Origin of the sequence: Streptomyces sp. NPDC048496, assembly GCF_043200055.1 — a bacterium.
In the GTDB taxonomy this organism is placed as follows: Bacteria; Actinomycetota; Actinomycetes; order Streptomycetales; family Streptomycetaceae; genus Streptomyces.
Genome location: NZ_JBICXB010000019.1, coordinates 73,662 through 93,987, shown reverse-complemented (window position 1 = coordinate 93,987; position 20,326 = coordinate 73,662). Strand labels below are relative to the sequence as shown.

The window sequence follows — 20,326 nt, the reverse complement described above, 5'->3', positions numbered from 1 at the left end:
CGCCAACCGCGTTAGCCTCGGAAGCCACAACAAGAGCCACAACACGAGAAGGCGAAGGTGGCGGCGATGGCAAAGGTTCCTACGGCGGCAGTGGCGGCGAGCGGACTCGTCGGCGGGTACGCGGTCGCGCGGTGGACCAAGAAGCGGCCGCTCGGCGGGGTCGCGCTCGCCGCAGCGGGCACAGTCGCCGCGTACGAGTGGAACCGGCAGGCCGGACCACGTGCGGCCGTCGCACTGACCACGGCGTACGTCGCCGCGTTCGCCGGATCGCACCCGCTGGCCAAGAAGGTCGGCGCCTGGCCTGCCGTCTTCACCGTGGCGGGCACCGTCGCCGCCGCGTCGTGGGCGGTCACCCGCCGCGCCGCCTGAGAAATTTTTTCCCATCAGGCCCGCAGCACACTGAACGCGGGCGCGCCGGGGCCCGTATTCAAGAGCACTCCCCCGCGGCCTCAAAGCCGGGTGCGTACCCGTACGACAGGACGGGTACGCACCCGGAACCCTCGCCGGGGGACGGTGCTCAGGCGCCGAACGCCTGCGACACCGTGTAGATCAGCAGGCCCGCCAGCGCACCCACCACCGTGCCGTTGATCCGGATGAACTGCAGGTCACGGCCGATGTGTGCCTCGATCTTCTTCGACGTCTGGTCCGCGTCCCAGCTCGCGACCGTGTCACTGATCAGCGAGGTGATCTCCGCGCGGTACCTCGTGACGACATGCACCGCCGCGTCCTCCAGCCAGCCCTCCAGCTTGGCCTGCATCCGCCCGTCCGTCGCCAGCCGCGCGCCGAACGTCAGCAGCGAGGCGCGCGCCCGCAGCCGCAGCTCGCTCTGCTCGTCCTCCGCCGCCGCGATCATCATCGTGCGTAGGGACGACCAGGCCGACGCGATGACCTCCTGGACCTCGCCGCGCCCCAGGATCTCCGACTTCAGCCGCTCCACCCGCGCCCGGGTGTCCGAGTCGGTCTGAAGGTCGGACGCGAAGTCCGTCAGGAACGTGTCGATCGAAGCGCGCGCCGGGTGCTCCGGCATGTCCCGCATCTCCGTGATGAAGCGCAGCAGCTCCTTGTAGACCCGCTCCCCCACCCGCTTGTCGACGAACCGCGGCGTCCAGCCCGGCGCCCCGCCCTGCACCGCGTCCATCACCGAATCGCCGTGCAGCACCAGCCAGTCGTGGGCGCGCACACAGATCAGGTCCACCATCTTGCGGTGACCGCCGTCCGCGACGATCTTCTCCAGCATCTTGCCGAGCCCGGGGCCGATCTCCGCCGCGTTGGCCCGCCGTGTGATCGCCTCACCCACCACGGCCTGCACATCGGAGTCCCGCAGCACCGTCAGCGCACCGCGCAGCGCGGTCGACAGCTCGGCGGTGACCCGGTCGGCGTGGTCCGGCTCGGCCAGCCAGGCACCCAGCCGCCCACCGATACCGAGGGCATGGATACGGCTCCGTACGACATCGCCGGAGAGGAAATTCTCGCCCACGAAGGAACCCAGCGAGGCTCCGAGCTGGTCCTTCTTGGTGGGGATGATGGCGGTGTGCGGGATCGGCAGACCGAGCGGACGCTTGAACAGCGCCGTGACGGCGAACCAGTCGGCCAGCGCACCCACCATCCCCGCCTCGGCGGCCGCGGCGACGAAGCCCGGCCAGCCGCCCACGCCCGCGTTCTTCGCCCAGGTGGCGAGGATGTACACGAGCGCGACCAGCAGAAGGAGGCCCGTGGCCGTGGTCTTCATCCGGCGTACGCCGCGACGCTTCTCCTCGTCGGCCGCGGTGTACGCGAACGAGGCGAGGGGGGCCGGGCGGCCGCCGGGCGCGGGACCGGGCGCGGGACCGGGCGCGCCCGCCACCTGCTTCCGGGCGTGCTGCGTCTGCCCCGCACCCTGTTCCCCGGGTCCGGTCCGATCGATCCGTTCCATCCGCTCCACCCGTCCGCGTACGCATCGCCCCCGGTGTCCCGTACGCATTGTCCCTACCTGACCTACTCCCGGGACGCACGTCGAGTTCCCGATGCCCTGGAACGGGACCGGCCCACGTCCGGCCAGCTGTGACGGCGGCGCGGGCCCCCTGGCCCCGGCCGCTCTGCGCGGTCCTCCGGCCGTCGACCGCCGGCTCCCCGGTGCCGGGACTGCGGACGTAGCACGGATGGGCACCCTCAGCCGCTCCGCCGCTGCTCCCGGGGACGCGTCGTGCCGGTACGGGTCGTCCGGGGGCGTCATCACGTCGTCCAGCCAGGGGCACTGGCTGGGGTGTCCATCGGCGTCCGCTTGTGCGCACGGCGTAAACAAGTTGTGACGTTCCGTCGGGAAATCTCCCCCGCATGGCACCGGCGGATTCACGCCATGTCATGTATCCGCCATCGCATGCTCTCTTGTCAAGGACATGATCATGGTTGAGGGTCGTCCCGGCGGGTGAATTCCATCCGCTGTCGACCGAGAACCAGCGCAAGGGTCGACCCCCAGCTCAACAGTATGGAGTCACACATTGCGCACATCGAGGAATTCGAGACCGGCCGCGCGGAAGATCTCCGCGCGGCTGGCTGCTTTAACCGCAGCGGCCGTCGCCGTCACGGTTGCGGGCTTCCCCGCCGCCCAGGCCGCCACCGGCGCCGCAGCAGCCACTCCGGGCACCGCCGCCACCGCGACGCATCCTGGGGTGGAACAGGTCTGCAGCACGCCCAAGAAGGGCGAGTTCAGCTGCTTGGCGCTGCGTCGCACCGACATCGAGGGCGTCAAGGGCGTCCAGCCGACGGCCAGTACGCCGAACGGCTTCGGCCCCGCTGACCTGCAGGGCGCGTACAACCTGCCGGCGAACGGCGGAGCGGGCCAGACGATAGCCATCGTCGACGCCTACGACGGCCCGACCGCCGAGGCCGACCTGGCCGTCTACCGCCAGCAGTACGGCCTGCCCGCCTGCACCACCGACAACGGCTGCTTCAAGAAGATCGACCAGCGCGGTGGCACGAACTACCCGGCGCCGAACGCCGGTTGGGCGGGCGAGATATCGCTCGACCTCGACATGGTCTCCGCGGCCGCCCCCAACGCCCACATCCTGCTGGTCGAGGCCGACAGTGCCAGCTTCGAGGACATCGGCGCGGCCGTCGACCAGGCCGTCGCGCAGGGCGCCAAGTACGTGTCCAACTCCTACGGAACCGGCTACGACTCCACGCCGGGCAGCGGTGAGGACCCGTCCGAGACCACGGAGTTGGACGCCCACTACAACCACCCGGGCGTGGCCATGGTCGCCTCCTCCGGCGACAGCGACTACGGAGTCTCCTACCCGGCCGCCTCGCAGTACGTGACCTCGGTCGGCGGTACCGCCCTGAAGCGGGACACCAACACCAGCCGCGGCTGGTCCGAGTCGGTGTGGCACAACAGTTACGGCGGTCCGGGCTCGGGCTGTTCGCTGTACGAGCCCAAGCCGGCCTTCCAGACCGACACGGGTTGTGACAAGCGGGCCGTCGCCGACGTCGCCGCGGTCGCCGACCCGGTCACCGGCGTCTCGGTGTACCAGACCTACGGCGGATCCGGCTGGTCCGTGTACGGCGGCACCAGTGCCTCGTCGCCGATCATCGCGGGTGCGTACGCCGCGGCCGGCACCCCGGCCGAGGGCAGCTACCCGAACTCGTACCCGTACAAGAAGCCGTCCGCGCTCAATGACGTGACGCAGGGTTCCAACGGCAGCTGCAACCCGTCGTACCTCTGCACCGCGGGTCAGGGCTATGACGGCCCGACCGGTCTGGGCACGCCCAACGGTCTCGCCGCCTTCCGCGTCGGCCCGCACGGCGAGGTCTCCGGCACCGTCACCGACAGCTCCGGCAAGGCGCTTTCCGGCGCCTCCGTCGTAGCCGGTATCTACCGGGCGACCACCGACGCCCAGGGGCACTACAACCTGACGGTGCCGCCTGGCACCTACAACATGGCCGCGTACGCCTACGGGTACGCGCCCAAGAAGGCCCACAGCGTCGTCGTCGACGGTGGTACCGTCACGACCGACTTCGCGCTGGACGCGGTGGCCCGGCAGACCGTGACCGGTAAGGTGACCGACGGCTCCGGCCACGGCTGGCCGCTCTACACGAAGATCACCATCGATGACGTGCCCGGCGCCCCGGTCTTCACCGACCCGTACACCGGTGCGTACAGCGTCGACCTGCCGCAGGGCGCTGACTACACCCTGCACTTCACCTCCGTGTACCCCGGCTACCAGGCGGTCACCAAGCAGGTGACCGTGGATGACGCGGCGCAGACCGTGAACGTCGCGGTCCCGGTGGACGCCCAGGCGGCCACGGCGCCCGGTTACCAGGTCAAGCGGTCCGGCCCGACCGAGCCCTTCGACTCCACCGCCGGCGCCCCCGAGGGCTGGAGCGTGGTCAACGCCGACGGCACCACCGGCGGCTGGGCCTTCAACGACTTCGGTAACCGGGGTAACAAGACCGGCGGTTCCGGCGCCTTCGCCATGGTCGACAGTGACAAGATCGGCAGCGGCAAGAAGCAGGACAGCTCGCTGATCACGCCGGTCTTCGACCTGACCGGCAACGACAGCCCGCAACTGGAGTTCGACACCGACTACAAGAGCTACAGCAACCAGACCGGCAACATCGACGTCAGCACTGACGGCGGTGCGACCTGGACCAACATCTGGAACCGCACCACCACCCTGACCGGCCCTGCCCATGTCGAGCTGCCACTGACCGACTACGCCCGGAAGCCCGGCGTGCAGCTGCGGTTCCACTTCACGGGCAGCTACGGCTACTGGTGGGAGCTCGACAACGTGTTCGTGGGCAAGCGGACCTACGAGCCTGTCAACGGTGGCCTGGTGGCCGGTACCGTGAAGGACGCCAACACCGACGAGGGCGTCGTCGGCGCCACTGTCGTCAACACCGACGCCTCGCAGGACAAGGCCATCACCGCGGCCACCCCGGACGACCCGGCGCTCGGCGGCGGCTTCTACTGGATGTTCACCTCCAAGACCGGCAGCCACACCTTCACCGCCTCCAAGTCGCACTACGCCGACCTGGACAAGTCGGTGGGCGTGGCGGCGGACAGCACCAACAAGGCGAACTTCAGCCTGAAGGCCGGCAAGCTGGCGTTCACCCCCGGCTCGATCGACAAGACGGTCGACTGGGGCAAGAAGGCCACCCAGAACCTGACGGTGAAGAACACCGGCGGTGCGCCTGCCAGCCTCACCCTGGGCGAGCAGCCGGGCGGCTTCACCCAGCAGGCCAAGGGCGGCGCGCCGCTCAACCTGGTGAAGGGCAACTACTCCCCGCTGGCCCTCAGCAAGGGCAAGACCTCGGATGCGGCTCCGGCAGCCAACGCGGCCGGTGACGCCTGGCAGCCGGTGGCCAACCTGCCGACCGCTGTGCAGGACAACGCGGTCGCCTTCTACGGCGGCAAGGTCTACTCCGCCTTCGGCTACACAGGCAGCGCGGACACCAACGCGCTGTACGCCTACGACCCCGACAGCGGCTCCTGGACCAAGCTGGCCTCCGCGGCCGACACCCGCGAGGGCAACCCGGCCCACGGCTTCATCGGCGGCAAGCTGTACGTGGTCGGCGGCTGGGGTGCCGACGGCGACCCCGACGCCAAGCTGGAGGTCTACGATCCGGCGTCGAACAGCTGGTCCACCAAGGCGTCCTCGCCCAAGCCGTACGCCGGTTCGGGCAGCGCGGTGCTCGGCGGCAAGCTGTACGTCGTCGGCGGCTGCACCAGCAGCTGTGGCACCACGGACGCCACGGTCTACGACCCTGCGTCCGACAGCTGGTCCCAGATCGCCTCCTACCCGGAGCCGATCTCCTGGCAGTCCTGCGGTGGCATCGACGGCAAGCTCTACTGCGCCGGTGGCAGCAGCGGCAGCAGTACGACCAAGCACGCCTACGTCTACGACCCGGGCGCCGACAGCTGGTCGCCCGTCGTCGACATGCCCGCCGACCTGTGGGGTTCGGCGTACAGCGTGGGCAACGGCAAGCTGCTGGTCTCCAGCGGTGTCGTCAACAACAGCGCCGCCATCACCAACCAGGGCTACGCCTTCGACCCGGGCACCGGCAGCTGGACCGCACTGCCCAACGCCAACACCAGCGTCTACCGTGTGGGAGCTGCCTCCGGCTTCTACAAGGTCGGCGGCAACCCCGGCGGCAGCTCGACGCCGCCGGTGTCCACCGTCGAGGTGCTGCCCGGCTACGACCAGGGCGGCGAGTCCTCGGACGTCAGCTGGCTGTCCACGAGCAAGGACAAGGTGACACTCCAGCCCGGGGAGAGCACCACGATCACCGTCGGCCTGGACGCCACGGTCCCCGAGGTCACCCAGCCCGGCGACTACACCGCGGCGCTGACCGTCCAGACCGACACCCCGTACTCGGTCGCCGACGTCGGCGTGAAGATGCACGTCAACCCGCCGAAGGACTGGGGCAAGTACGCCGGCACCGTGCTCGGCGCGGACGGCAAGGGCGGCACCGCGCCACTGGCCGGGGCGACCATCCAGATCAACGCCTCGACGACGAGCTACACCCTGCGGACCGCCAAGGACGGCACCTTCGGCCTGTGGTTCGACACCCGCAACAACCCCGTCACCGTGATCGTGGCCAAGGACGGCTACCAGCCGGTGGTCACCACTGTGAAGCTCAAGAAGGGGGAGACGACGACCGGCAACTTCACGCTGAAGAAGACCCCGTGACCCTGTCCCCGTGAAACAGCGCGGGCCGGCCCCTCGGGGCCGGCCCGCGCCGCACACCAAGCGGGCGCTCGCCGTGCAGTCGTAGAGGAGCAGCGCGGGTCACGGCCCTAGCCCTGGCCCTTTTCCAGCCGCCCCCGCTCACGCCCGCGCTCCCGGTCCAGCCGGCCCTCGGCCACCGCCTCGCGCAGGATCTCGGCGACACGTTCACGCTCGGCGTCGGAAGCACGCATGCCCGGAAGCTCACGTGTCATACCGCGCAGCCTGTTGAAAACGCGTGCGCTCCCGTCACCGATCTACTGGGCGGTGGCCGACGCGTACATCCTCGCGATCACGGCCTCGATGTCAGGTTCCCGCACCGACAGGTCGACCAGCGGGTAGTCCGCGGCGATCCGGGCGACCAGCGGCGCGGCCGACTCCGAGGCCGGGAACGCCAGCCACTGCCTCGGCCCCTCCACCTTCACCGTACGCACCGAAGGCTCCGACTCCAGGCGGATCGGCGGGAGTTCACGCTCCAGGTCCACAACCAGCGTGCGCTCGCTCTCGCCTACCTCATGCAGCCCGGCGAGCGCACCGTCGTACATCAGGCGGCCGTGGTCGATCACCATCACCCGACGGCAGAGCTGCTCGATGTCCGTCAGATCGTGAGTGGTGAGCAGCACCGTCGTACCCCGCTCGGCATTCAAGTCCCGAAGAAATCCACGGACCTTGGCCTTGGAGACCACATCCAGACCGATCGTCGGCTCGTCCAGATACAGCACCTCCGGGTCGTGCAGCAGCGCCGCCGCGATGTCGCCGCGCATCCGCTGCCCGAGCGACAGCTGCCGCACCGGCACATCCAACAGCGCTCCCAGATCCAGGAGTTCGACACAGCGGTCCAGGTTCTCCCGGAACCGGGCGTCGGGGACCCGGTACATCCGGTGCACCAGCCGGTACGAGTCGCGCAGCGGCAGGTCCCACCAGAGTGTGGTGCGCTGGCCGAAGACCACACCGATCCGGTGCGCCAGCCTCGTACGCTCCCTGGACGGGTCGATGCCCGCGACCCGCAGCCGCCCGCCGCTCGGGGTGAGGATGCCCGTCAGCATCTTGATGGTGGTCGACTTGCCCGCGCCGTTCGGACCGATGTAGCCGACCATCTCGCCACGCTCCACCCGGAAGCCGATCCCGTCGACCGCGCGGACCTCGCGCCGCTCGCTGCGCAGGAAACCCGTCCTGCGGCGCACCTCGAAGACCTTCTCGACACCGTCGAGCTCAATGAAACCCGTACCCGTGGTCATGCCCCGTCCTCGCTCCGCTCGTCCTCAGTTGCCCGTGCTCCGGTACGAGCGCAGCCCCGCCCGCCACGCCGCCCCCGCGAGCACCCAGCACACCCCCGCCACCACCGGCGGCAGGAACGCCACCCACTCCGGCAGCCCCAGCGGGTACTCCCGGCCCAGCACATACAGCGCGGGCAGCCAGTTCACGAAGGCCAGCGGCACCACGAACGTCACCCCGCGCACCAGGTCCTTCGCGAAGACCGTCGGCGGGTACTGCAGCAGCGTGTTCCCGCCGTACGTGAAGGAGTTCTGCACCTCCGCCGCGTCCTGCGCGAAGAACTGGAACGCCGCCCCGCCCACGAACACCGCACCGAAGACCGCCGCCCCGCTCAGCAGCATCAGCGGAATCATGACCACCTTCAGCGGCGTCCACGCGATGTCCAGCACCGCCAGCCCGTAACCGAGCACCAGCAGCCCCTGCGTGATCCGCCCCAGCCTGCGCAGTGCGAACCGGTCCGCCGCCACCTGGGCCAGCACCGGAACCGGGCGCACCAGCAGCGTGTCCAGCGTGCCGTCCCGGACCCGGCGGCCCAGCCGGTCCATCGACCCCAGCACCAGATCGGCCAGCCCGAACGCGGTGCCCGAAGCCCCGTACAGCAGGGCGATCTCCGGCAGCGTGTAGCCGCCCAACTCGTCGACGTGCGCGAACATCAGCAGGATCGCGACGAAGTCGAAGCCCGTCGCCGCGAAGTTCCCGAACGCCGTCATGGCGAACGAGGCACGGTACGCCATCGTCGACCGCAGCCACATCGCGACGATCAGCCCGTACGCACGAACCCCTTCGACCAGCCTCGACCGCTCGGCGAACACCGCGTCGGGAACCTCGACGGCCCTCGAGACCTCGGTGACCTCAGCCACCCTGAACCACCACCCTCCGTGTCGCCACCGACTGCACCAACCGCCCCGCCAGCAACAACGCCAGCGCCCAGCCACCCTGGAAAGCGAACGCCTCCACCAGCCCCCACCCCGTGTGCTTCCCGAGGAACACATCGGCCGGCACCTGGAGCAGCGCCGACCACGGCAACGTCCGCGCCACCTCGCCCAGCGCCCCCGGGAACAACGTCAGCGGAAGCAGCAGCCCCGAAAAGAACAGCCCCGCCAGGAACGCGATCTGTGCCGCACCCGCCCCGTCCATCAGCCAGAACGCGGAGAGCGCCACCAGATAGCGCAGAGCGAAACCGACCACGACCCCGAGCGTCACCGAAACCAGGAACGCCAACCAGACCCCCGGCGAGCCGGGCAGAGCCAGTGGGAACGCCAGCGCCCCCAGCACCATCGGCACGACGCCCCGCGCCAGCAACTGGAACGCAGCCCGCCCCAAGTCACCGGCCAGCCACCACAGTTGAAGATCGACCGGCCGATAGAGGTCGACCGCCACATCGCCGGTACGGATCCGCTCGACCAACTCGTCCTCGAAACCGCCGCCCATCATCGCGGAGGTCGCCAGCAGCGCCTGCCCCAGCCACACATACGTCAGCGCCTGGGACAGGTCGTATCCGCCGAGGTGCGGACGCTCGTCCCACAGCGCCGTATAGGTGTACGCCAGGATGAAACCGAAGACGGTGTTGGTGAACACCCCCGCCGCCGTCGCGATCCGGTAGGTGGCATGGCGCCGGAACCCGCCCGCCGCAACCACCGCGTACAACCGCATCCCCATCACCCCCGCGCTCGTTCGCACTCGTGCGCCCAACCGCGTTGGACACCAAAGCGCACGACCTTAGTGCGGCGGGAACAGCCACCGCGACCGCTTTTCGACGGCCGATCCGGGAGCGATCGCAGGTCGACCCGGGGTCGATCCGGGGCTTATTCCACAGAAAAGGGCACTATGAGGGAATTGACCGCAGCCGAGGAGCCTCCACCGATATGAGCGACGAGCCGCAGCAGCAGAGCGGGGAGCCCGGCAATGGGAACTGGGCCCCGAGGGACCCCTCTGCGGGCACCGGCGCCCCCGCAGGCCCAGCCGCCCCCGGCGGGAAGAAAAAGGGAAGCAAGAACCGCCCCGGACGCACCGGCTGGCGCCGAGCCGTCCCCACCTGGCGGGTGACGCTCGCCACGCTCCTCGTCATCGCCCTGGTCCTGATCGGCGGATTCATCGCCGGATACCAGCTCGTCGGCATCCCACCCGCCAACCCCACCGCCACCGCGCAGTCCAACGTCTACCTCTACAAGGACGGCAGCTTCATCGCCCGCGACGGCGAGATCAACCGGCAGAACATCCAGCTCGCCCAGGTCCCCCTCACCGTCCAGCACGCCGTCCTCGCCGCCGAGGACCGGAACTTCCACTCCGAACGCGCCGTCGACATCAAGGCAATGTTCCGCGCCGGCTGGAACACCCTCACCGGCAAGGGCACACAGGGCGGCTCCACCATCACCCAGCAGTTCGTGAAGAACTACTACCTCGGCCAGGAACAGACCCTCATGCGCAAGGCCAAGGAGTTCTTCATCGCCATCAAGCTCAACCGCGAAGTGAGCAAGGACCAGATCTTCGAGGGCTACCTCAACACCAGCTACTTCGGCCGCAACGCCTACGGCATCCAGGCCGCGGCCCAGGCGTACTACGGCAAGGACATCGGCGACATCACCGCCGCCGAAGGCGCGTACCTCGCCTCCCTGCTCAACGCCCCCAGCGCCTACGACGTCGTCGTCCACCCCGAGAACAAGCCCGCGGCCGTCGCCCGCTGGAACTACGTACTCGACGGCATGGTCAAGGAGAACTGGCTCAGCGCATCCGAACGCGCCACCATGCGGTTCCCCGTGCCCGACAAGGTGAAGACCTCCACCGGACTCTCCGGACAGCGCGGCTACATCGTCCAGGCCGTCAAGGACTACCTCACCACCCACAAGATCATCGATGAGAACACGCTCGCCACCGGCGGCTACCGCATCACCACCACACTGGAGAAGAAGAAACAGAACGCCCTGGTCAAAGCCGTCAACGACAACGTGATGTCGATGACGAGCACGGAGCGCCCGGCCGACCGCAACGTCCGCGTCGGCGGCGCCTCCATCGACCCCTCGAACGGCCGGGTCGTCGCCATGTACGGCGGCATCGACTACACCAAGCAGTACGTCAACAACGCCACCCGCCGCGACTACCAGGTCGGCTCCACCTTCAAACCGTTCGTCTTCACCGCCGCCGTCGCCAACCGGTCCACCACCCAGGACGGCCGGCGCATCGCCCCCAACACCCTCTACGACGGCACCAACAGACGCATGGTGCAGGGCCCGAACGGACCCACCGGATACGCCCCCGCCAACGAGGACGACATCAGCTACGGACCCATCACCGTCCGAGCCGCCACCGACAAGTCCGTCAACGCCGTCTACGCGCAGATGGCCGAGGACGTCGACCCCGGCAACGTCGAAGACACCGCCATCGGCCTCGGCATCCCCAAGAACACCCCCGACCTGACCGCCTCGCCGTCCATCGCACTCGGCACCGCCACCGCCAGCGTCCTCGACATGACCCAGGCCTACGCGACACTCGCCAACCACGGCAAGCACGGCACCTACACCCTCGTCGACAAGATCAGCAAGGACGCCGAGGAACTCGCACTCCCCGGCCGTCACACCGAGCAAACCGTCAGCCGCGAAGCCGCCGACACCACCACCGCGATCCTGCAGAGCGTCGTCGAAAACGGATCGGGAACCGCCGCCCAGGGCGCCGGCCGCCCCGCCGCCGGCAAGACCGGCACCGCCGAGGAGGACAAGGCCGCCTGGTTCGCCGGCTACACCCCGAACCTCGCGACCGTCATCGCCGTCATGGGCCAGGACCCCGACACCGGCGTACAGAAACCGCTCTACGGAGCACTCGGCCTGTCCCGCGTCAGCGGCGCAGGCGCCCCCGCCCGGACCTGGGCCCAGTACACCGGCGCCGCACTCAACGGCAGCAGCATCGAAGAATTCGACCTCGAACTCGAAAGGGGCGGCGAGGAACCCACCCTGCCCACCGGCGAAGGCACCGGCCCCACCAACACCGGAACCCCGCCCGAGACACCGTCCGGCCCACCGCCGAGCAGCCCGCCCAGCACCCCGCCCACCAACCCCGCCGGCAGCGGCCCCGCCACCCCGGCACCGCCCGCCGGCCCCCTGGACGGCGGCAGCGCGGACATCTTCGGGAACGACAACGGCGGCATCGAAGAACTCTTCCCGCAGGGCGCCGACGACACCCTGGGGACCCCGAACGAGTGACCTACGGGGCTCCTCTCAGTGCCCCGACGTCGCCTTCAGCCCCACCACAGCCACCAGCAACAGAGACACGAAGAAAATCCGGGCGGCGGTCACCGGCTCACCCAGCACCACCATGCCGAGCACCGCCGCCCCCGCCGCACCGATACCGACCCACACGCCGTACGCCGTACCGATCGGCAACGACTTCGCCGCCTGCGACAACAGCACCATACTGGCCACGATCCCGAACCCGGTGAACACACTCGGCCACAACCGGGTGAACCCATCCGTGTACTTCATCCCGATCGACCAGCCCACTTCCAGCAGACCGGCAACAACCAGCAGAACCCACGCCACGACGGCACCTCCGAACACCACAAACACACGGACATCACAGGTGCGTCGTCTTTGCGGAAACCCGGTACGGCGCGTCTCGTCGGGGTCCCACCAACATAGCAAAGAGCATACAAAAGGCCTGGTGACGGGTGTCACCAGGCCTTACGCCACACATCTCGCAGACAACAGGGCTACAGGGCTACAGGGCTACAGATACAGCCCGGTCGAATCCACCGAACCCTCGAACCGGTCCGCCGCCACCGCATGCAGATCCCGCTCCCGCATCAGCACGTACGCCACACCCCGCACCTCGACCTCGGCACGGTCCTCCGGGTCATACAGCACCCGGTCGCCCGGCTCCACCGTCCGCACATTCTGGCCGACCGCAACCACCACGGCCCAGGCCAGCCGGCGCCCCACCGCAGCAGTCGCCGGAATCAGAATGCCGCCGCCCGAACGCCGCTCGCCCTCAGGCGTATCGGACCGGACCAGCACGCGGTCATGCAGCATGCGAATGGGCAGCTTGTCGTCGGTGTTCTCGCTCACGCCCCGAAACCTACCTGCCCGCAGCCGTCCCGCACGCCCCCGGGGTCAGCCTTCTCAGCGCTTCTTGCGCCGCGCCGACACCACAAGCAGCCCCACCACGCCGGCCGCCAGCAACGCCGCCGGAACCACCCGCTCCAGACGCGGCGCCCCATCCTCCGACACAAACTGCGCCTTCACGTCCGACATCGTCCGATTCACCGCGACGAACGCCCGCCCGGCCGTCCGGTCCACGGCCTCGGCAGCCTTGGCCTTCGCATCACCGATGATCGTCTTCGGGTGCACCCGCACCCCGATCTCATCGAGCACCACCGCAAGCTGCTCACGCCTGCTGATGATGTCCGCCTCGATCTGCGCAGGGGTCCTGGCATCCGACACTGCGCCGCCTCCGTGGTCCTCGTCCGGTAAACCTTCAGCGCCAGTCTGTCAGCTCAGCCGCCCGCACACCCGACGGCACCCCTATTACGCTCGGTCCCGTACAGCCCACACGCCCCTGAGGAGAACCATGAGCGAGCGACTCCAGCCCGGCGACACCGCCCCCGCCTTCACCCTCCCCGACGCCGACGGCAACGACATCTCGCTCGCCGACCACAAGGGACGCAAAGTCATCGTCTACTTCTACCCGGCCGCCCTCACCCCCGGCTGCACCAAGCAGGCCTGCGACTTCACCGACAACCTGGAACTCCTGGCCGGCGCCGGATACGACGTCATCGGCGTCTCCCCCGACAAGCCCGAGAAGCTCGCCAAGTTCCGCGAGAAGGAAAACCTCAAGGTCACGCTCGTCGGCGACCCCTCCAAGGAGACCCTCGAGGCATACGGCGCGTACGGCGAGAAGAACTCCTACGGCAAAACGGTGACGGGCGTCATCCGCTCCACCGTCGTCGTCGACGAAGAAGGCAAGGTCGAGCGCGCCCTCTACAACGTCAGGGCCACCGGCCACGTCGCCAAAATCATCAAGGACCTCGGCATCTGACCGACGCCACGCCCCTGTGACGGGCATCGCGTTTTCGCTCCCCATCGGTTTGCGACCGCCATGACCGCGCAGAAGCCCCGTCCCCCGGGAACGGCCCGCACCGCTTCAGCCGAAGTGGTGCGGACCGTTCCACATCTCGCCGCATATCGGACGTGACCATCCGATAAACGGTTCGTTGCTCCGGACGAGGCCGCGAACGCGCGGTCGGATACGGAGGGGATCGATGGCGGTTCGATACACGCGAGAGCTGCTCGAAGAGGCGGCACGCGAGACAACCAACTACGACGACGCGGTCCGCTGGTGCGGGGGCACACCCACTGCGGGCAGCAGGCGATACCTGCGCGAGAAGCTGAGAGCGGCGAACATCGATACCTCCCACTTCCCGAAGAAGTGGGTGCGGTACTCGGAGGAATCTTTGCGGGAATCGGTTGCAGCGTCCGCATCGGTGAGAGAGGTCTTGCAACGGCTGGGGATCAACCCTGTCGGCGGTAGCCACACGCACATCAGCAGGCGGATCGCGTCACTGGGCATCGACATATCCCACTTCACGATGCGCCGAGGCCGCGCGAAAGGTTCACGCGGCAACCTACTCGTTCTGGGCTCTCCGCAGGACGGGCGGATCCAACGCTCACGACTCTGCCGAGAACTCCTTCGGCTCGGAATACCGGAGCTCTGCGCCGAATGCGGGACAGGCGCCGTATGGAACGGCAAACCACTGCGGCTTGAGGTGGATCACAAGAACGCCGACTGGTGGGACAACCGACCGGAGAACTTGCAGTTCCTCTGCCCCAACTGCCACTCGGTGACCGACACTTACCGCGGGCGGAAGCAGAAGGCGGCGTGAAAAGTCCCCAGTACACGCGCGAGCGGCTGGCGTCGGCTGCAGCCGAGTCATCCAGCATGGTGGATCTGATGCGCAGACTCGGCGCCACGCTCGGCAGCGGAGTGCGCTCCTACCTGAACCGAGACGAGCTGGTGGCTGCCGTGGAGGCCTCGTTCAGCTTCGCAGGCATACTCAAGCTTCTGGGTCGTGCCGACAACGGCGCCGGTCGCGCTCTCGTGAAGCGCAGCATCGAAGCGCACAGCATTTCAACCGAACACTTCACAGGGCAGGGCCACTTCCTCGGATCTTCCTCTCCCTATCGCAAACCTGCGGGGGAGATCCTGAGGCGGCTCGACCCGCCCTCGCCCCGGACGAGGACCGCTCATCTGCGACGCGCGCTTGATGACCTGAACGTTCCGCACGAGTGTGCAGCGTGTGGCATTGGCGATGTCTGGCGGGGCAGGTGCCTGGTGCTGGAGATCGACCACATCAATGGCGACCGGCTGGACAATCGCCGCGAGAACCTGCGGTACCTCTGTCCGTCCTGCCACAGCCAGACGGATACATTCGCCAATCGCTCCCGATCATCCCCCAAGAAGCAGTAACATTGCTTTGGTTTGCGCCCGTACGCCAACTGGTGAGCGGCGACTTTTAGGTAGTCGTGTTTTGTGTCGGTTCGAGTCCGACCGGGCGCACCATACGAAGCCGATGCCGGGCTCCTCCGAGGAGACCCGGCATCGTGCTGTCACCCCACCAGCTCCCGCACCACCGGCACCAGCGCCCTGAACGCCTTCCCCCGGTGGCTGATCGCGTTCTTCTCCTGCGCCGTCAGTTCCGCGCAGGTCCGGGTCATGCCCTCCGGCTGCAGGATCGGGTCGTAGCCGAAGCCGTTCGTGCCGGCCGGGGTGTGGCGGAGAGTGCCCAGGAGGCGGCCCTCGACCACGCGTTCCGTGCCGTCCGGGAGGGCGAGGGCTGCCGCGCAGGCGAAGTGGGCGGCGCGGTGGGTGTCGTCGATGTCGGAGAGCTGGGCCAGCAGCAGGTCCAGGTTGGCGCGGTCGTCGCCGTGGGTGCCGGCCCAGCGGGCCGAGAAGATGCCGGGGGCGCCGCCGAGTACGTCGACGCAGAGGCCGGAGTCGTCGGCGATCGCGGGGTGGCCGGTGGCCTGGGCCAGGGCGTGGGCCTTGAGGAGGGCGTTCTCGGCGAAGGTGACGCCGGTCTCCTTGACGTCGGGGATCTCGGGGTACGCGTCCGCGCCGACGAGTTCGTGGGTGAGCCCTGCGTCGGCGAGGATCGCGTGGAGTTCGGTGATTTTCCCGGCGTTGCGGGTGGCGAGGATCAGGCGGGTCATATGCCGATTATCGCGGGGTGCCGGGCGGGGTCCGCTATGAGGTGCAGACGTTGCCGATCTCCTTGGCGGCGTCGGTGACCGGGGTGATGTCCGGGGTGGCGTCGCCCTTGTCGATGGCGTCGCGGACGTTCTTGACGCCGGCCTGGAGGTCGTCGACGGCCTTGGAGAGGTCGGCGTTGTCCATCTTGTCGCCGAGGTTACCGAGTTCCTTGTCTATCTTGTCGAGGGCCTCGGATGCCTGGGTGGGGTCGTTCGAGGCGTTGGAGACGGCCTGTTGGAGGTTGTCGACGCTGGTGGCTATGGCGTCGGCGGTACGGACGCAGTCGAGGGCCTTGTCGACGGCGCCGCAGCCGGCCGCGGCGGTGAGGGTGAGGGCGGTCAGGGTCAGCGCGACGGTGACGCGGCGGTGGCGGGTGGCCTTGGCCATGGTGCGGTTCCTCCCCGGGTGCGGATACGCGGACGGACGCACGGTTCGACCCGTGCGTCCGTACTCGTAACGACGCTCTGTGGCGCGTTCTTGGTTGCTTCTTTACTCGCCGAGCGTGCGGGCGAGGGCCGCCTGCTGGATGGCGTGGAGGTCGACGCAGCCGCTGGTGGCGAGGTCGAGGAGCTCGTTCAGTTCCTTGCGGTCGAAGGGCTCGGCCTCGGCGGTGCCCTGGACCTCGACGAAGCGGCCGTCGCCGGTGCAGACGACGTTCATGTCGGTCTCGGCGCGGACGTCCTCCTCGTAGCAGAGGTCGAGGAGCGGCGTGCCGCCGACGATGCCGACGCTGACGGCGGAGACGGTGCCGGTCAGCGGCTTGCGGCCGTGCTTGATGAGCTTCTTGTGCTGGGCCCAGGTGATGGCGTCGGCGAGGGCGACGTACGCACCGGTGATGGCGGCGGTGCGGGTGCCGCCGTCGGCCTGGAGGACGTCGCAGTCGAGGACGACGGTGTTCTCGCCGAGTGCCTTGTAGTCGATCACGGCGCGCAGGGACCGGCCGATGAGGCGGCTGATCTCGTGGGTGCGACCGCCGATCTTGCCGCGTACGGCTTCGCGGTCGCCGCGGGTGTTGGTGGAGCGGGGCAGCATGGAGTATTCGGCGGTGACCCAGCCTTCGCCACTGCCCTTGCGCCAGCGCGGGACGCCTTCGGTGAAGGAGGCGGTGCAGAAAACCTTGGTGTCGCCGAAGGAGATGAGGACTGAGCCTTCGGCGTGCTTGCTCCATCCGCGTTCGATGGTGATGGGGCGGAGCTCTTCGGGGGTGCGGCCGTCGATACGAGACATGGCGTCGAGCCTATCGGCTGGGCCGTGGGCGCCGGTCGGGGTGTGCCGGGGGCCGGGTGGGGGGTGCAGAGGGGGGCTGGTGGGGGTCTGCCGCAGGCCCCGTTCTGGTGGGTTCGGGGCCTGTGGGGTGCGGAGCCGGGCCGGCTCAGCGAGTGGTCGTCACATCATGTCTTCGATGTCGGCGGCGATGGGGTCGGCGTCGGTGCCGATGACGACCTGGATCGCGGTGCCCATCTTGACGACCCCGTGGGCCCCGGCGGCCTTGAGTGCGGCTTCGTCGACCTTGCTCGGGTCGATGACCTCGGTGCGGAGGCGGGTGATGCAGCCTTCGATTTCTTCGATGTTGTCGATCCCGCCGAGCCCGGCGACGATCTTCTCAGCCTTGCTGGCCATGTGGTTCTCCCTGGTTCTCCACGTCCGGCGCCGACCCACCATGGGTCCGTTTCGTCACGGTAACGCACGATTGGCCCAACTTCGCGAGCGAGCAACCTGATCATCACCAATGATGACGATCACCGGTGCTCTGTCCTCCGGGCGGGTTGCGGACCGCGCCGCAACTGGTCTGCACCACTTTGCGACGACCGCCGAACGTGGCCTGTTCCGGGAGGATGCCGATGAGCTCGAGCAGCGCCACAGCACCACGGAAGATGTGGTGGCACGGCTTCTTCCAGGGCCTCCAGAAGATGGGACGCAGCCTCCAGCTCCCGATCGCGGTGCTGCCGGCGGCCGGCATTCTCAACCGGCTCGGTCAGCCGGACGTGTTCGGCGACGAGGGTCTCGGCTGGGACGACGTCGCGAAGGTCTTCGCCGCTGCCGGTGGAGCGCTCCTCGACTCCGGTCTCGGACTGCCGTTGTTGTTCTGCGTCGGGGTCGCGATCGGCATGGCGAAGAAGTCGGACGGTTCGACGGCGCTCGCGGCGGTGACCGGCTTCCTCGTCTACTACGCGGTGCTGCACGCCTTCCCGGTGGACTGCGCACCGGGTTCCACCTTCACCGCGGGCGGCACCTGGTTCGGCACCTGCGTCACCGGCAACGCGAAGGTGACGGTCGCCCAGTACCAGAACCCCGGGGTGTTCGGCGGCATCGTGATGGGGCTGATGTCGGCGTGGTTCTGGCAGCGGTACCACCGGGTCAAGCTGGTCGACTGGCTGGGCTTCTTCAACGGCCGCCGTCTCGTGCCGATCATCATGGCGTTCGTCGGTCTGGCCTTCGCCGCCCTGTGCGCCTGGCTGTGGGCGCCGATCGGTGACGGTCTGACCGGTTTCTCCAAGTGGCTGGTGGACCTGAACTGGCTGGGCTCCGGCATCTTCGGTGTTGCCAACCGCGCACTGCTGGTCGTCGGCCTGCACCAGTTCCTGAACACGTTCGTCTGGTTCCAGTTCGGCGACTTCACCAAACCGGACGGGACGGTCGTGCACGGTGACATCAACCGGTTCCTGGCGGGCGATCCGACGGCCGGGCAGTTCACCACGGGCTTCTTCCCGATCATGATGTTCGCGCTCCCGGCTGCGGCGCTGGCGATCTACCACTGCGCCAAACCGCATCGCCGGAAGGCGGTCGGCGGCATGATGCTCTCGGTCGGTCTGACGTCGTTCGTGACGGGTATCACCGAGCCGATCGAGTACTCGTTCCTCTTCGTCGCCCCCCTTCTGTATGTGATCCACGCGGTGCTCACCGGTGTCTCGATGGCGGTGAGCTGGGGGCTCGGAGTGAAGGACGGCTTCAGTTTCTCGGCGGGTCTGATCGACTACGTCATCAATTGGAGCCTGGCCACGAAGCCCTGGTTGATCATTCCGATCGGCTTCTGCTTCGCAGTGGTGTATTACGTGATCTTCCGGTTCGCCATCACCCGGTTCAACCTCCAGACCCCCGGCCGCGAGCCCGACGAACTGGAGGCGCAGATCGAGAAAGACCTCGTCAAGTAGGTCTTCGGCCGGGCTCCGCCCCCGGCCGTCGTGCGTACCCGACGCCCTGGTGCCCCTCCCGGCACTAGATCTCGTAGACCGCGCCCGGAACCGCCAGCTCCGCCGGTCCGCGGTAGACCGTGCGGGCGTCGGCCAGGTTGCGGTCCGCGTCCGTCCACGGCGGGATGTGAGTGAGGACGAGCCGTCCCACCTTCGCGCGTGCGGCGATCTCGCCTGCTTCGCGGCCGTTGAGGTGGAGGTCCGGGATGTCTTCCTTGCCGTAGACGAACGATGCTTCGCAGAGGAACAGATCGGCGCCCTCCGCGAGTTCGTCCAGCGCCTCGCAGATACCGGTGTCGCCGGAGTACGCGAGGGTGCGGCCGCCGTGCTCGATGCGGATACCGAAGGCGTCGATGGGGTGACAGACCTTCTCCGTACGGACCGAGAAGGGGCCGATGTCGAACGAGCCGGGCTTCAGCGTGTGGAAGTCGAAGACCTCGCCCATGGACCGGTCGGACGGGGTGTCGGCGTGGGCGGTGGTCAGTCGCTGTTCGGTGCCGTCGGGGCCGTAGACCGGGATGGACGCGGGACGTCCGCCGTCGTGCCGGTAGTAGCGGACGACGAAGTACGCGCACATGTCAATGCAGTGATCGACATGGAGATGGCTGAGGAAGATGGCGTCGAGGTCGTAGAGACCGACGTGGCGCTGCAGCTCACCGAGGGCGCCGTTGCCCATGTCGAGGAGCAGCCTGAAGCCGTCGGCCTCTACGAGGTAGCTCGAACATGCCGAACCCGCGGACGGGAACGAGCCGGAGCAGCCGACGACGGTGAGCTTCATGGAGCGTGAACCTCCGAGACGTGGGAACGGGGAGGGTTCGTGCGATTTGTTGAGCGTAAGGCGCGAAACACTTGGTCGCTCCTCTGGGGCCTGCCGTTGTGGGCGAACTCACCTGCTCTGTCACCGGTTCGATGGAAGCGGGTGCG

The 20,326-nt window shown here is 68.4% G+C and carries 20 protein-coding genes, 1 tRNA gene, 1 pseudogene and 1 riboswitch; of the genes and pseudogenes, 8 read left to right on the top strand and 14 right to left on the bottom strand.

The genetic code is table 11. The annotated features are described in order from the left end of the window. Positions 1-66: 66 nt before the first annotated feature. Positions 67-369, top strand: coding sequence for a hypothetical protein (locus tag ACGFSA_RS19170; protein WP_366692168.1), 303 nt, complete (start codon positions 67-69; stop codon positions 367-369). 148 nt (positions 370-517) lie between these two features. On the opposite strand, the gene ACGFSA_RS19165 is transcribed toward ACGFSA_RS19170, so the two are convergent. Then, entirely contained in the window at positions 518-1,912 is a 1,395-nt protein-coding gene (locus ACGFSA_RS19165) for a DUF445 domain-containing protein (RefSeq protein ID WP_393305645.1), read from the bottom strand. A 558-nt stretch (positions 1,913-2,470) separates the two neighbouring features. Next, on the bottom strand, positions 2,471-2,614 hold the full coding sequence (locus ACGFSA_RS19160; RefSeq protein WP_393305643.1) for a hypothetical protein: 144 nt from the start codon (positions 2,612-2,614) through the stop codon (positions 2,471-2,473). Positions 2,615-2,648: 34 nt separating this feature from the next. Here ACGFSA_RS19160 and ACGFSA_RS19155 point away from each other — a divergent pair, with 34 nt between their 5' ends. Continuing rightward, positions 2,649-6,665, top strand: a complete 4,017-nt coding sequence (locus ACGFSA_RS19155; RefSeq protein WP_393305641.1) for a carboxypeptidase regulatory-like domain-containing protein — start codon at positions 2,649-2,651, stop codon at positions 6,663-6,665. 134 nt (positions 6,666-6,799) lie between these two features. Here the strand turns inward: ACGFSA_RS19155 and ACGFSA_RS19150 are convergent. The 4 genes and pseudogenes from ACGFSA_RS19150 to ACGFSA_RS19135 form a co-directional block, all read right to left on the bottom strand. Then, positions 6,800-6,916: pseudogene (locus ACGFSA_RS19150) on the bottom strand (DUF1707 domain-containing protein); the annotation flags it as partial. A 42-nt stretch (positions 6,917-6,958) separates the two neighbouring features. Beyond that, entirely contained in the window at positions 6,959-7,939 is a 981-nt protein-coding gene (locus ACGFSA_RS19145) for an ATP-binding cassette domain-containing protein (protein ID WP_393305639.1), read from the bottom strand. Positions 7,940-7,963: 24 nt separating this feature from the next. Continuing rightward, positions 7,964-8,836, bottom strand: a complete 873-nt coding sequence (locus tag ACGFSA_RS19140) for an ABC transporter permease (RefSeq protein ID WP_393305637.1) — start codon at positions 8,834-8,836, stop codon at positions 7,964-7,966. Then, a complete protein-coding gene (locus tag ACGFSA_RS19135) occupies positions 8,829-9,629 on the bottom strand; it encodes an ABC transporter permease (RefSeq protein WP_393305635.1) in 801 nt (266 codons plus the stop codon). Before ACGFSA_RS19135 ends, ACGFSA_RS19140 begins: the two co-directional genes overlap by 8 nt. Positions 9,630-9,841: 212 nt before the next feature. Between ACGFSA_RS19135 and ACGFSA_RS19130 the strand changes: the two genes are divergently transcribed. Beyond that, positions 9,842-12,169, top strand: a complete 2,328-nt coding sequence (locus ACGFSA_RS19130) for a transglycosylase domain-containing protein (RefSeq protein WP_393305633.1) — start codon at positions 9,842-9,844, stop codon at positions 12,167-12,169. A 15-nt stretch (positions 12,170-12,184) separates the two neighbouring features. On the opposite strand, the gene ACGFSA_RS19125 is transcribed toward ACGFSA_RS19130, so the two are convergent. The 3 genes from ACGFSA_RS19125 to ACGFSA_RS19115 form a co-directional block, all read right to left on the bottom strand. After that, the gene (locus tag ACGFSA_RS19125; RefSeq protein WP_393305631.1) at positions 12,185-12,505 is read right to left on the bottom strand and encodes a DMT family transporter; all 321 of its coding nucleotides are present in this window, start codon (positions 12,503-12,505) and stop codon (positions 12,185-12,187) included. Between the two features lie 39 nt (positions 12,506-12,544). Continuing rightward, a riboswitch (guanidine-III (ykkC-III) riboswitch) is annotated at positions 12,545-12,616 on the bottom strand. Between the two features lie 75 nt (positions 12,617-12,691). After that, a complete protein-coding gene (locus ACGFSA_RS19120) occupies positions 12,692-13,030 on the bottom strand; it encodes a co-chaperone GroES (protein ID WP_030923137.1) in 339 nt (112 codons plus the stop codon). 54 nt (positions 13,031-13,084) lie between these two features. Beyond that, positions 13,085-13,405: a DUF3618 domain-containing protein gene (locus tag ACGFSA_RS19115; protein WP_393305629.1), complete on the bottom strand. Its 321-nt coding sequence runs from the start codon at positions 13,403-13,405 to the stop codon at positions 13,085-13,087. Positions 13,406-13,532: 127 nt separating this feature from the next. On the opposite strand from ACGFSA_RS19115, the gene bcp reads away from it, so the two are divergent. The 4 genes from bcp (at position 13,533) to ACGFSA_RS19095 (ending at position 15,521) form a co-directional block, all read left to right on the top strand. After that, positions 13,533-14,000: a thioredoxin-dependent thiol peroxidase gene (gene bcp / locus ACGFSA_RS19110; protein WP_366135696.1), complete on the top strand. Its 468-nt coding sequence runs from the start codon at positions 13,533-13,535 to the stop codon at positions 13,998-14,000. Positions 14,001-14,223: 223 nt separating this feature from the next. After that, a complete protein-coding gene (locus ACGFSA_RS19105; protein WP_393305626.1) occupies positions 14,224-14,844 on the top strand; it encodes an HNH endonuclease in 621 nt (206 codons plus the stop codon). After that, the gene (locus ACGFSA_RS19100; protein ID WP_393305624.1) at positions 14,841-15,428 is read left to right on the top strand and encodes an HNH endonuclease; all 588 of its coding nucleotides are present in this window, start codon (positions 14,841-14,843) and stop codon (positions 15,426-15,428) included. Before ACGFSA_RS19105 ends, ACGFSA_RS19100 begins: the two co-directional genes overlap by 4 nt. Before the next feature lie 14 nt (positions 15,429-15,442). Next, positions 15,443-15,521: transfer RNA gene (locus ACGFSA_RS19095), tRNA-Leu, on the top strand. 47 nt (positions 15,522-15,568) lie between these two features. On the opposite strand, the gene rdgB is transcribed toward ACGFSA_RS19095, so the two are convergent. From rdgB to ACGFSA_RS19075, 4 genes are all read right to left on the bottom strand, one after another. Then, entirely contained in the window at positions 15,569-16,171 is a 603-nt protein-coding gene (gene rdgB, locus ACGFSA_RS19090; protein ID WP_393305622.1) for an RdgB/HAM1 family non-canonical purine NTP pyrophosphatase, read from the bottom strand. A gap of 34 nt (positions 16,172-16,205) precedes the next feature. Further along, a complete protein-coding gene (locus tag ACGFSA_RS19085; RefSeq protein ID WP_393305620.1) occupies positions 16,206-16,598 on the bottom strand; it encodes a hypothetical protein in 393 nt (130 codons plus the stop codon). Positions 16,599-16,700: 102 nt separating this feature from the next. After that, positions 16,701-17,438, bottom strand: coding sequence for a ribonuclease PH (gene rph, locus ACGFSA_RS19080; protein ID WP_393305618.1), 738 nt, complete (start codon positions 17,436-17,438; stop codon positions 16,701-16,703). Positions 17,439-17,597: 159 nt separating this feature from the next. Continuing rightward, complete coding sequence (locus ACGFSA_RS19075; protein WP_037692518.1) at positions 17,598-17,831, bottom strand: glucose PTS transporter subunit EIIB; 234 nt, start codon at positions 17,829-17,831, stop codon at positions 17,598-17,600. A 221-nt stretch (positions 17,832-18,052) separates the two neighbouring features. On the opposite strand from ACGFSA_RS19075, the gene ACGFSA_RS19070 reads away from it, so the two are divergent. Continuing rightward, positions 18,053-19,363, top strand: a complete 1,311-nt coding sequence (locus ACGFSA_RS19070) for a PTS transporter subunit EIIC (protein WP_393305615.1) — start codon at positions 18,053-18,055, stop codon at positions 19,361-19,363. A gap of 64 nt (positions 19,364-19,427) precedes the next feature. On the opposite strand, the gene ACGFSA_RS19065 is transcribed toward ACGFSA_RS19070, so the two are convergent. After that, positions 19,428-20,180, bottom strand: coding sequence for an MBL fold metallo-hydrolase (locus tag ACGFSA_RS19065; RefSeq protein WP_393305613.1), 753 nt, complete (start codon positions 20,178-20,180; stop codon positions 19,428-19,430). Positions 20,181-20,326: the final 146 nt, after the last annotated feature.